This is a genomic window from Flavobacterium johnsoniae UW101, assembly GCF_000016645.1.
GTDB lineage: Bacteria > Bacteroidota > Bacteroidia > Flavobacteriales > Flavobacteriaceae > Flavobacterium > Flavobacterium johnsoniae.
In genome coordinates, this window is record NC_009441.1 from 5,287,751 (window position 1) to 5,299,809 (window position 12,059).

A 12,059-nucleotide genomic window follows, 5' to 3' on the forward strand; every position below is an offset into this window, starting at 1 on the left:
ATGCAGACGGGAGAAAATGAACAGGCGCTTAGAAAAATTTTAGATATGACTAGACTGATGGGCATCGCAGTGCTGCTCATCCATTTTTATTATTACTGCTTCGATTCCTTCATGCATTGGAATCTTGCTCCGGATTTTGCCTGCAGGATACTGGAAAATATTTATCGTACGGGGCTTCTGGACAGCTTCCATAAATCTAAACTTTTTGCACTTGGACTCTTGGTTATTTCCCTTATGGGTGCCAGAGGAAGAAAAGATGAAAAGCTTCATTTTAGAACTGCTTTTAATTATATCTCATTGGGTCTCCTGCTTTACTTTGGATCCTATCCGGCTATTCTAATCTTTTTGGATCCTGAGGTCTGCTCCGTACTATATATCTCACTGTGTTCTTTGGGCTATCTGATGACACTTTCCGGGGGCACCCTGCTCTCCCGCATTATCCGCAGAAAGCTGGGTTCAGCAGATATATTCAATAAGGAAAACGAAACTTTCCCTCAGGAGGAAAGGCTTATTGAAAACGAATATTCAGTTAACCTTCCCGCCCGTTATCACCTCAAAGACAAAGTGCGCAGCAGCTGGATTAACATTATAAATCCCTTTCGAGGCATTCTGGTTCCAGGCACGCCGGGTTCGGGAAAATCATACTTTGTGATCCGCCATATAATCACCCAGCATATTGCCAAGGGCTTTTCCATGTTCATCTATGATTTCAAGTTTGACGACCTCACCGTTATCGCCTATAATGCCTGGCTGAAATTCCGTCATCTTTATGCCGTGGAGCCCAAATTTTACATCATAAATTTTGACGACCTCTCCAGAACCCACCGTTGTAATCCTCTTGATCCTGCGGCAATGACAGACATTACCGATGCTGCTGAATCTGCCCGCACAATCCTTATGGGACTCAACCGGGAGTGGATTAAAAAACAGGGCGATTTCTTTGTGGAATCCCCTATAAATTTCCTGACGGCCGTCATCTGGTACCTTCGTAAATACAACGATGGCGAGTTCTGCACCCTGCCACATGTCATTGAAATGATCCAGACCGACTATGAAAGCCTTTTCACGATTCTGAGAACAGAAAAAGAGATCGAAGTGCTTATCAATCCCTTTGTCAGCGCATTCCTGAATGAGGCAGTCGACCAGCTGGAGGGTCAGATTGCGTCGGCTAAAATCTCGCTGGCGAAACTCTCCTCTCCTCAGCTTTACTACGTGCTCTCGGGCAGTGATTTTACCCTTGACATTAATAATCCATCTGATCCAAAAATTGTTTCAATGGGGAACAATCCGCAGAAAATACAGACATACGGGGCAGTCCTTTCCCTTTTTGTCAGCCGTCTTATCAAACAGGTAAACCAGAAGGGAAAGCTTAAAAGCAGTCTCATTTTTGACGAGTTCCCCACCATCTATCTCAATAATATTGACAGTCTGATTGCAACGGCAAGAAGCAACAAAGTGAGCACCTGTCTTGGAATTCAGGACTTCAGCCAGCTTCGCAAGGACTACGGCCGCGAGCAGGCTGATGTGATCATTAATATAGTCGGAAATATTGTCTGCGGACAGGTCAGCGGAGATACGGCCAAACAGCTCTCAGAGCGTTTCGGAAAAATAATGCAGGACCGCGAAAGCTTATCAATAAACAGCAGCGACACCTCCATCAGCCGTTCCCGACAGCTGGAATCCGCAGTGCCGCCTTCGAAGATTTCTTCGCTGAGTTCGGGAGAATTTGTAGGCATGACAGCCGATAACCCGGACTGCAGAATTGAGCTTAAAACTTTTCACTGCGAGATCATCAACGACCACGAAAAAATTAAAAAAGAAACAGATAATTACAAAGAAATTCCAATCATACGGACAATTGATAATGTTATCATCCAGAAAAATTATCTTCAGATAAAAATTGAGATTCAGGAAATAATCCACAGTGAAATGGAACGGATAATCAAAAGCCCGCAGCTTTCATCACTGGTTCTCAAAAAAGAAAAATAACTTTTAATCCTTCGATGTTTTCTTGAGACAGAGAAAAAAGAAATGTTTTTTTAGCTGCCGGATTCTTTTATAAGCTGCAGTGTCTTTTCGTCCTGCTCTCCATTGTAATATTTCTCAAGCACCTGCCTGAAACATTCAGGCGTTTCAGGCAGTAGTCCGAACAGTGTCATGCAGGATTTCAGTTTTCTTTCATCTGGCCTTCCCAGAATTTCCAGTGCAGTTTTATTCTCTATCTCAAGCATTGCCTGGGTAATTTCCACCAGACGTTTTCCCAGTATGGGGTGATTTAGATACAGTGAGGCTTCTTTTAGGTTTTCAATGCCGTAAAAGATGTTATAATCCGTGAATCCCAGTCCTCTTAGCTGGGGGAAAATAAACCACATCCAGTGGGTCTGTTTGCTGCCCTGCCTGATCTCGCGCAGTGCGTTCTCATACGTTTCCCTTTGTGCCTCTAAAAACGGTCCAGATCATATTGCTTTTCCATTGCATTACTTTTTTCTCACCTGAAATTACAAAATATTGTAATGCCGATCCCAAAACAGGCGTCTAAAATAGTTCAGCCTGCTGTAAAGATTGATAAGGAAATTTTCAATAAAAACGGATTAAAAGAGCCGCGAAAATAGCACCCGCAGGCTCCTGCATGCGCATAACGGCCTTGCCGCCCTTCGGGACTTATAGCACTCCGGATCCTTTATCGGGCGCTTGATTTTGTGCTTTCTTTTTTCCCGTTTTTTCTTTGAAAAATTTTATGCGGGGCTTGAGAAAAGACAGAAAAAATACTCACTTAAAATGTTGCATCATGGAAATCTCCGGACGAATTACAAAAGATGCCGTAACGGCAAAAGTTTCAAATGACAGGGAGGTGGTAAATTTCTCCATTGCCATAAACGACAGCTACAGACCAAAAGGGGCTGAGGAGCTTAAAAAGATTGTAACCTACATCGACTGCTCCTATTGGATGGGTTCCAAAATGGCGCAGTGGCTTAAAAAAGGCACTGTGGTTGAACTCTTCGGGCGTATAGGTCTGAATGTCTACAATAATGCCGAGGGCAAAGCGCTCGGTTCGCTGACCTTTCACACCAGTAATATTAAAATACTGGTGTTCCCAAAAACAGAAAACAGTTCTTCTCTTCCCGCAGTTCAAAAGAAAAATACGGATCAAGACACCCCTGACGACCTGCCTTTCTAATTGGAATATATACCGTTTCACATCAAAATTTATACGCCATGAAAGCCTTTGAAAAATCAGTTTACATAGAATATCCCGTATCCGCCCAGTTCAAAAAAATAGTCCTCTCCAATATGGATTCCTATGACGGGACAAAAAAAGAGCAGTTAAAATCTTTCTTGGAAGACCTGCAGAAAAACGGATGCATCTGCGGGATGATTTCAGAGTTTGTCTATAACTCGGACTGCAGGAAATTCTATATACAGCATTTGGATGATTTGGAAAATATCCGATATGAAATTGAAGATTCCCTTGGGGAATCTGTCAAAAACCGCCACCGTCTGCCCCATTACACCTTTGTATGCTGGCTCTGCTTTGAAGAATACTGTTTTGACATTTACAGAAACAGTTTTGAATAACGCTTTTCAATCTTAAATCTTCCCTTATGAAAGCATCAGATAAATTTAAAACCGCCATAGAAAGCTACCTGAGCGAAAAAGCGCAGAATGATGCCCTGTTTTCAGCGGACTATAAAAAAGAGAGCAAAAACCTTGAAAGTTGTTTCCATTACATTTTCGGCGAGGTCAAAAAAACAGGGGAATGCGCCTTTGACAATCAGGAAATCTTTGACATGGCTGTGAAGTACTATACAGACGACACGATTGGAACGCCTGCCCCTGTTCAATGCAGAGTTGCAGTAAGCCCCCCTGCCAAACCTGATTTATTCTCAACTGCCACCGCAGTATCTCAAAGCACAGTTCAAAAAACAGAAATAGTGCAACCCGTGAAGCCTGTACAGAAAACCTTAACACTCTTTGACTTATGATACCCAAAACAGTTATAGAAAAAGAAATCAGCGCCTTAAGCACCACTCTAGCCCCAATCACAGCGCAGATGCACCAGTGGGCGGAAAAAAATATTTTCCTGAAATGGGCGGTGCTCTCAAGGGGAAAGTTCTATTGTCTGGAATGCACCCATTCGTGGAAACCCGACAGCCAAAGCCAGTCCTGCAAAAATTATATTAACTGTACCGCCTGTCAGGGGAAACTTAAAATGCATCAGCACAATCAGGTGCATTTCAAAGAAATCGAATACTTTGCCCTCACCGATACCTGCTCTGGGTATCAGGTGGTGCGCATCATCTGCTCGCACAAGAACATGAAAAAAAATGTTCTTCCTGCCTATTCCCATACCGAAGTCATGCAGCATTGGATAAATCCAAAAGGGGAAGTACGCACCATCTCAAGAAGCACCAATGTTTTTTCCAATGCCTATGATGCATGGCAGTACTATTCCCCTTTGGAAATCCGTCCAAAGGATTTTCAGAACTCGCCAAAATACCGCATCAATCCCTACAAGGTTTATCCGCATATGAAAGTGATTCCGCTTTTGAAAAGAAACGGTTTTAAAACTTCCGTACACGGCATTGCACCGCAGATACTCTTTACTGCTCTTTTAAAAGACCCCGTTGCAGAAACCCTTTTAAAAAGTTCTCAGACTTCTCTGCTGAAACATTACCTGAATTCCCATGAACAGCATCTGCGCGAAAACTGGCAGGCAGTAAAAACCTGCCTAAAACACCGTTATCAGATTCAGGACACCAAAATTTGGGAGGATTATATTGCCCTGCTCCGATGGTTTAAAAAAGACCTCAGCTCCCCTGCGCTTGTCTGCCCCGAAAATCTAGACCAGGCGCATGACAGGCTTGTTGCCAAAAAAAGGGACATTCAGCGCAAGAAACATCTTGCGCAGATGCGTGCAGAAATACAGAAAGCTGAGCCGATTTATGAAAATGATAAAAAACAATTCTTCGGACTTTCTTTTACCGATAATGACCTTACCGTAAAAGTCCTTAACTGTGTGCAGGATTTTCTCCATGAAGGCGACACGCTCCATCACTGCGTATTTACCAACGAGTATTATAAAAAGAAAGATTCCTTAATCCTTTCGGCGCAGATTGAAAACAGACCCGTGGAAACCATTGAAGTGTCCCTTTCGAGAATGGAAATTATCCAGTGCAGGGGACTTCGCAATAAAGCCACTAAATATCACAGCAGGATTCTTAGGATTATAAATAAAAACCTCCCTGAGATTGCCGGGCGGTTGAAAAAGCGCAAAAAGCAGACTGCTCCCGCTTAACCCATTTTACTATTGATACCGCAGATTTTACACTGCGGTATTTTTTTTGCGCGCGCAGACACTTTAAGGTACACGGAGCAGTCCCGGCTTAGGGGCTATTGTGAAATGTTAAGTCAATTTCACCACAAAGTTCGGGCACGTCCTTCGGTTTTCCGCAAAAAATTCCCCCATAAATGCAGGGCTGCGCTCCTGCTTTATTGCGTTGCTTTCTGCGTTCGCTCGTCCCTGCCCGGTAGCGGTGCTGTAATTAATCTTAAAACTACAGCAGCTATGAAAAATCAACATCAAAACACAGACTGGCAGAAAGTATCAGAAATAGAACTGATCTATAAAACCAAAGTAAAAAGTACTGAAAGACCGTGTATCACTTCTTCCAGAGATGCTTACCGAATACTGCTCGACAGCTGGGATCCCGGAAAAATAGAATTCTTTGAGCAGTTCAAAGTGCTGCTGCTCAGCCAGTCCAACAGGGTACTGGGAATCTACGAGGTTTCCTCAGGAGGCATCTCGGGAACTCTGGTTGATATGCGCATGCTTTTCGCGGCAGCCCTGAAAGCTGCCGCCGTCGGGATCATCATCACCCACAACCATCCCTCAGGAAAAACATCACCTTCCGAGGCCGACAGAAATATGACCCGAAAAATCCGAGAAGCAGGAAAACTGCTGGATATTCCGTTGCTTGACCACCTGATTGTAACTCCCGAAACCTATTACTCTTTTGCAGATGAAGGCGCCCTTTAAAGGCGTTTTCATCTTTCATGCCCTTGTGCTGTTCTGGTTTTTTAAGTAATTTTGCCCTATGAATCATGAAGAAATAAAACGATATTTTGAGAACAATCCGCCGCCGAAGGAAGTTGTGTGGACCCAGTGGGCGAAGATTACCGACACTCAGGTTTTCCTCAACAGCTGTTATACCACCATTAGAAATTTTAACGGTCCTGTCGATCGCATAAAATAGTCCAAATTAAAAAATTTGGCTATTTTAGCTTTAATTCATGAGTGGGAAAAAGAAGGCACTTCGCAAACCCGCAAACGTTATGTGCTAGCTGATCGGTACGCCACAAAAGCTGAAAATAAACCTAAAATAAAAAATAGCATGATACTTTTCAAAGTAGAAGCTTAAAAACGAAAAATAATGGCGTTAGAATTTGAAAACGAAATTGAAATTATTGAAGTAATGGAAGGCTACTTAATAAATTCTCGTCCACCAGAGGAAGTTAGAAACCAAGTTGACATCAATTATAAAATAGAAAGTCAAAGCATTATTATTTTTGAAATTCGTCCCGTTTGGGACAATCCAAGCGAAAAAATGGAGTATAATGTAGCAAAAGCAACGTTTGTGAAAACCGAGAACAAATGGAAAGTATATTGGTTTAAGTCTGATATGAAATGGCATACTTACAAACCAAATGAAAAAGTAAATAACCTAAAAGAGTTTGTGAAAATTATTGAAGAAGATAAATATAATTGTTTTAGGGGTTAAACAAGAACTTTTATTAAACAGCCTGTCTTCGTTAGTATTGACAGCAGTGTATTTTGCACTTCTTGCCATTTCTAATGAACTTTCTACATTAATTATAAAATCATTTATTTTAAACACTTTTTGAGAAAATATTCTACGGCTAGACAAGTACATTAAACTTATGAGAAAAATTCTGAGCATGGGAAAATAGTAAAAAAACAGGACACGCCCAGATTCCGCTTTTAAGATTGAATTGCAATGATGCAGTAGTTTTATAATCTGTTAATTATCCACATAAATAAATAAATAAATAAATAGCTATCAACCTGGTAATCAAAAACATTCCTCCTGCAAATAATCCAACCGAAAATAACAATGTCATAAAGAAATTATCTTTTGGCGTTTTTTTGCTTCTAAGTTCCAAGAGTATTTGACATTTGCTTAAAGAAATTTGTTAACATGTCGAGGTACACTTTTTTTCCTCTGCCTGCTCTAACATAACATCTGAAGTCAAGTATTTGCTAAAGCTCCTAACAAATCAATGCGGAACCTCTTCCTCCTCCGTAAAATTTTCAAATCTTTATATTTCAAGGTGAAAAATCACAGATTTAAATCACACCCTTAACTTTGTCTCCGATTTTCGTTAGTATATCCAATAGCATTTGATAGCGAAACAAAAGACAAGTGATAAATACATTATTAAAAATTATGTTTCGTATTTACCTAGTCAGGTTAAACCTGACTAGATAACTATGATATGTAAATTGTGCAAAATAAATGATTGTTGATGTTGTTATATTTTGTATCATTGTAGTCAGGTTAAACCTGACATGTTGACTATGAGGCATAAATATATTTCTACACAATCTAATGAGATCCTTTCCTATTTCAATAGTAAGGATATGCTGTGTTTTGATTCTAAAGCAGCATTAAAAGCTTTGCCTGAATCAAAAGAAAGCGCGGTAAGGGAATTGCTTAGCGACATGACCAAAAGAGGGTTGTTAATGAGGCTAAAAGAGGGTATTTATTGTATAATACCCTATGAAGAAAACCCGGAAACTTTTATGCCTGACTGGCACTTAATCGCACAATACCTCGTGAAAGATGCGAAGTATTACATTGGCTACTACTCTGCCCTGCAAATCCACAACCTCATTACTCAACCTTCCCTTAAAGAGCAGATTGTTGTTTCAAAACAAATGAGGCCATCGGAAATTAAAATCAAAGACATCACATTTCAATTTATCTATCACAATGAAAACCATTTCTTCGGTGAAAAGAAAATTTGGATTGATGATTTTAATAAAGTGCTGTGTTCTGATTTAGAAAAAACTATAGTGGATTGTTTGTTCAAGCCGGACTATGCGGGAGGAATCGTCGAAATTGCTAGAGCAATACACGAAACGAGAGACAAAATTAACTTTAAAAAACTCTTAGATTATACCGAAAAATTTAAATCCCAAGCAGTTTTAAAACGACTGGGATTTCTCTTGGAAATGCTTGAAATTGACAATGAAATTGTTCCAGAGCTGTTGATTATGAAAACAGCCTCTTACGTACAGCTTGATACGGAATTGCCAAAATCGGGTAAAATGATAAGTCGTTGGAGTATTCAACAAAATTTAGAAACAGAAACAATTAAGTCAGCCATTTACACATGATCAAACCGGGCGAAATACAAAAGAAAGCAAACCAAGTTGGAGTTCGTTACCAACAAATCGAGAAAGATTACATTTTATCTTGGATACTTTGGGGGGTAGCAAATCACGAACAACTTTCAAAAACAGTAGTATTCAAAGGAGGAACAGTATTAAAGAAAGTCTATTTTGAAGATTATCGTTTCTCAGAAGATTTAGATTTTACATTACTAAATAACGAAATTTCAAACGAATAAATTTACGAATGGTTCAACGAAATATTTGATCTAATCAAGGAGGAAGCAAACATATCACTAAAAAAGATTGACGATTATGAAGACGATGAAAACAAACTAAAAGAGGAGAAAGAAGAGGGTCTAAACTTCTACATAGGTTATGTTGGCCCATTGGGTGGTTTTGGAAACAACAAAAAAGTGAAAATAGATATCTCAAGAAGTGAAAAATTAGAGTTTGAGCCAATACAAAAGAGGCAATTATAGAATACTCAGATTTAGAAGAATACACTTTACTATGTTATACTTTAGAAGAATTATTAGTAGAAAAATTACGTTGTACGATGCAACGTATGCAACCAAGAGATTACTATGATATTTGGTATTTAGTAGAAGTTGAAGGAATGGAGGTTGAATATTTTACGAATGAATTCCGAAATAAATGCATAAGCAAACAACAAAATCCGGATGATTTTCATAAAAAACTAGAACAAAAATTACCCCAATACAAAGCACGATGGCAAAAATCGATGAGTGATCAAATAAAAGATTTACCCGATTTTGAGCAAGTGGAAAGAGAAGTGAGTAGAAAGATTAAAAACTTTATGGTTTAACCAACGAAATAAACAAAAGAAAAATAATGACAAGCACCGCACAAAGAGCAGAATTACTAGCCAAAATTTGGAAAATAGCCAACGAGGTTCGTGGGGCTGTAGATGGATGGGATTTCAAACAATTTGTATTAGGAACACTTTTCTATCGCTACATTAGTGAGAACTTTACGAATTATATAGAGGCTGGTGATGATAGCATTGATTACGCTAGCTTATCGGATGATGTAATTACACCAGAAATAAAAGATGATGCAATTAAAACAAAAGGATATTTTATCTATCCTAGTCAACTTTATGTAAATATTGCCAAAACGGCTAATACCAATCCAAACCTGAACACCGATTTAAAAAACATTTTTACAGCAATTGAAAGTTCTGCAAATGGGTATCCATCGGAAGAAGCTATAAAAGGTTTATTTGCTGATTTTGACACTACAAGTTCACGATTAGGGAATACAGTTGAAAATAAAAACAGCCGTTTAGCATCGGTTTTAAAAGGAGTTGAAGAACTAAATTTTGGTAATTTTGAAGACAATAAAATTGACCTTTTTGGGGATGCCTATGAAATTCTGATTTCAAATTATGCAGCTAATGCGGGTAAATCGGGTGGTGAGTTTTTTACACCTGTGCACGTGTCAAAGCTAATTGCACAATTAGCTATGCACAAACAAGAAAAAGTGAATAAAATTTATGATCCTGCAGCAGGTTCTGGATCTTTACTGCTGCAAGCCAAAAAACACTTCGATGACCATATCATTGAAGAAGGTTTCTTTGGACAAGAAATAAATCATACTACTTATAACTTGGCTCGTATGAACATGTTTTTACACAACGTCAACTACGACAAGTTTAATATAGCTTTAGGTGATACACTTCATCATCCTCACTATATTGATGACAAACCTTTTGATGCTATTGTATCCAATCCTCCTTATTCGATAAAATGGATTGGAGATGATGACCCAACACTGATAAATGATGACCGTTTTGCACCTGCTGGCGTACTAGCTCCTAAATCAAAAGCAGATTTTGCATTTGTTCTGCATGCACTAAGTTATCTTTCCAGTAAAGGAAGGGCAGCTATAGTTTGTTTTCCTGGTATTTTTTACCGTGGTGGTGCGGAACAAAAAATTAGAAAGTATTTAGTGGATAATAATTTTGTAGAAACTATCATCTCTGTAGCGCCTAATTTGTTTTATGGAACTTCTATAGCGGTTACAATTCTGGTACTTTCAAAACATAAGACTGATACTACTACACAATTTATTGATGCAAGTGGTGAAGATTTCTTCAAGAAGGTTACCAACAACAATATGATGACCGATACACATATTGATAAAATAATGGAGTTATTTGATAGTAAGGTCGATGTAGAACATGTTGCAAAATCAATCGACAATACTAAAATTGCTGAAAACGATTATAACCTATCAGTAAGTTCTTATGTAGAACCGAAAGACAATCGAGTAAAAACTAACATAGTTGAATTGAACAAAGAAGTTACTAAAACAGTAATCAAAATAGATAAACTCCGTGCTGATATTGATACAATTATAAACGAAATTGAAGCATGAGTTATTTAGAAAAATTATTAAACGGTGTGGAAGTTGAATGGAAAACTGTAGATGATATTTTTTATATTAAAAATGGTTATACGCCTTCTAAATCAAGTCAAGAATATTGGACTAACGGAACAAATCCTTGGTTTCGTATGGAAGATATTCGTAAAAATGGTAGAGTACTTTCGGATTCTATACAGCATGTTTCAGATTCAGCAGTTAAAGGACAACTCATTCCTGAAAACTCTTTATTAATGTCTACAACCGCAACAATAGGTGAACATGCATTAGTCTTGGTGCCTTACTTAACAAATCAACAAATAACAAACTTTTCATTAAAAACATCATTCATAGATAAGGTCAGCATCAAGTATCTTTTTTATTGTTTTTTTGATTTTGGAAAATGGTGTATTGAGAATGCCAATAAAAATGGAGGCTTAAGTATTATTGGAACAAATAAGTTAAAAGAATATACTATCGCTATTCCATCTTTAGAAATACAACAAAAAATAGTTGCAATTCTTGATTCATTTACGGAGCTTACAGCGGAGCTTACAGCGGAGCTTACAGCGGAGCTTACAGCTCGTAAAATGCAATATAGTTATTATAGAGAGAAATTGTACACCTTTGATAAAAACAAAGTACAACATTTACCAATGGATGATGAAAGTATTGGAGTGTTTCAAAGGGGTAAACGCTTTGTAAAAACTGATTTGATTTCTGAAGGAGTTCCTGTTATTCATTATGGCGAAATGTATACACATTACGGAACTTGGGCAGATAAAACAAAATCCTTTTTGAGTGAAGAACTAGTTAAAAATAAAAATCTACGGGTTGCCAATAAAGGTGATGTTGTCATAGTAGCAGCAGGTGAAACTATCGAAGATATCGGAATGGGAACGGCTTGGTTAGGTGACGAAGGTGTAGTTGTTCATGATGCATGTTTTTCATATAAAACAACATTAAACCCAAAGTTTGTGGCTTATTTTACACGCACAAAACAATTCCATGATCAAATTAAAAAACACATTTCTTCCGGTAAAATTTCTGCTATCAATGCAAATGGTTTAGGTAAAGCAATAATTCCAGTTCCTTCAAAAGAAGAACAAGAACGTGTAGTTTCTATTCTAGACAAATTTGATGTTTTAACTAATTCTATAAGTGAAGGTCTGCCAAAAGAAATAGAATTAAGAAAAAAACAATACGAGTATTATAGAGACTTGTTACTAACATTTCCTAAGAACAATCTAGAATAATA

Annotated in this window: 15 protein-coding genes; 14 read left to right on the top strand and 1 reads right to left on the bottom strand. The window is 38.3% G+C overall.

Features of this window, described 5'->3' with window-relative positions; all coding sequences use genetic code 11:
• Complete coding sequence (gene mobC, locus FJOH_RS22665) at positions 1 to 1,989, top strand: conjugal transfer protein MobC (RefSeq protein WP_012026354.1); 1,989 nt, start codon at positions 1 to 3, stop codon at positions 1,987 to 1,989.
• A 50-nt stretch (positions 1,990 to 2,039) separates the two neighbouring features.
• Here the strand turns inward: mobC and FJOH_RS22670 are convergent, their stop codons facing one another.
• On the bottom strand, positions 2,040 to 2,411 hold the full coding sequence (locus tag FJOH_RS22670; RefSeq protein ID WP_073099513.1) for a DUF1810 domain-containing protein: 372 nt from the start codon (positions 2,409 to 2,411) through the stop codon (positions 2,040 to 2,042).
• Between the two features lie 377 nt (positions 2,412 to 2,788).
• Here FJOH_RS22670 and FJOH_RS22675 point away from each other — a divergent pair, with 377 nt between their 5' ends.
• The 13 genes from FJOH_RS22675 (at position 2,789) to FJOH_RS22720 (ending at position 12,057) form a co-directional block, all read left to right on the top strand.
• Positions 2,789 to 3,178, top strand: coding sequence for a single-stranded DNA-binding protein (locus FJOH_RS22675; protein WP_044048030.1), 390 nt, complete (start codon positions 2,789 to 2,791; stop codon positions 3,176 to 3,178).
• A gap of 38 nt (positions 3,179 to 3,216) precedes the next feature.
• The gene (locus FJOH_RS22680) at positions 3,217 to 3,576 is read left to right on the top strand and encodes a DUF7222 domain-containing protein (RefSeq protein WP_012026357.1); all 360 of its coding nucleotides are present in this window, start codon (positions 3,217 to 3,219) and stop codon (positions 3,574 to 3,576) included.
• A gap of 26 nt (positions 3,577 to 3,602) precedes the next feature.
• Positions 3,603 to 3,983: a Cas9 inhibitor AcrIIA9 family protein gene (locus FJOH_RS22685; protein ID WP_012026358.1), complete on the top strand. Its 381-nt coding sequence runs from the start codon at positions 3,603 to 3,605 to the stop codon at positions 3,981 to 3,983.
• Positions 3,980 to 5,296: a PcfJ domain-containing protein gene (locus FJOH_RS22690; protein ID WP_012026359.1), complete on the top strand. Its 1,317-nt coding sequence runs from the start codon at positions 3,980 to 3,982 to the stop codon at positions 5,294 to 5,296. The genes FJOH_RS22685 and FJOH_RS22690 overlap by 4 nt, the downstream gene beginning before the upstream one ends.
• Positions 5,297 to 5,566: 270 nt before the next feature.
• Positions 5,567 to 6,037 (top strand): JAB domain-containing protein, encoded by a 471-nt coding sequence (locus tag FJOH_RS22695; protein WP_012026360.1) that lies wholly within the window; start codon positions 5,567 to 5,569, stop codon positions 6,035 to 6,037.
• A 58-nt stretch (positions 6,038 to 6,095) separates the two neighbouring features.
• On the top strand, positions 6,096 to 6,254 hold the full coding sequence (locus FJOH_RS27435; RefSeq protein ID WP_012026361.1) for a DUF6965 family protein: 159 nt from the start codon (positions 6,096 to 6,098) through the stop codon (positions 6,252 to 6,254).
• 15 nt (positions 6,255 to 6,269) lie between these two features.
• Positions 6,270 to 6,419, top strand: coding sequence for a hypothetical protein (locus FJOH_RS27085; protein WP_159436643.1), 150 nt, complete (start codon positions 6,270 to 6,272; stop codon positions 6,417 to 6,419).
• Positions 6,420 to 6,431: 12 nt separating this feature from the next.
• A complete protein-coding gene (locus FJOH_RS22700) occupies positions 6,432 to 6,779 on the top strand; it encodes a DUF3024 domain-containing protein (RefSeq protein ID WP_012026362.1) in 348 nt (115 codons plus the stop codon).
• Positions 6,780 to 7,597: 818 nt separating this feature from the next.
• A complete protein-coding gene (locus FJOH_RS22705) occupies positions 7,598 to 8,419 on the top strand; it encodes a type IV toxin-antitoxin system AbiEi family antitoxin domain-containing protein (protein ID WP_044048032.1) in 822 nt (273 codons plus the stop codon).
• On the top strand, positions 8,416 to 8,652 hold the full coding sequence (locus tag FJOH_RS27285) for a nucleotidyl transferase AbiEii/AbiGii toxin family protein (RefSeq protein WP_012026364.1): 237 nt from the start codon (positions 8,416 to 8,418) through the stop codon (positions 8,650 to 8,652). Before FJOH_RS22705 ends, FJOH_RS27285 begins: the two co-directional genes overlap by 4 nt.
• A gap of 239 nt (positions 8,653 to 8,891) precedes the next feature.
• Positions 8,892 to 9,242, top strand: a complete 351-nt coding sequence (locus FJOH_RS27290; RefSeq protein ID WP_235023056.1) for a nucleotidyl transferase AbiEii/AbiGii toxin family protein — start codon at positions 8,892 to 8,894, stop codon at positions 9,240 to 9,242.
• Positions 9,243 to 9,268: 26 nt separating this feature from the next.
• Positions 9,269 to 10,816, top strand: coding sequence for a type I restriction-modification system subunit M (locus FJOH_RS22715; protein ID WP_012026366.1), 1,548 nt, complete (start codon positions 9,269 to 9,271; stop codon positions 10,814 to 10,816).
• Positions 10,813 to 12,057: a restriction endonuclease subunit S gene (locus FJOH_RS22720; RefSeq protein WP_012026367.1), complete on the top strand. Its 1,245-nt coding sequence runs from the start codon at positions 10,813 to 10,815 to the stop codon at positions 12,055 to 12,057. Before FJOH_RS22715 ends, FJOH_RS22720 begins: the two co-directional genes overlap by 4 nt.
• Positions 12,058 to 12,059: the final 2 nt, after the last annotated feature.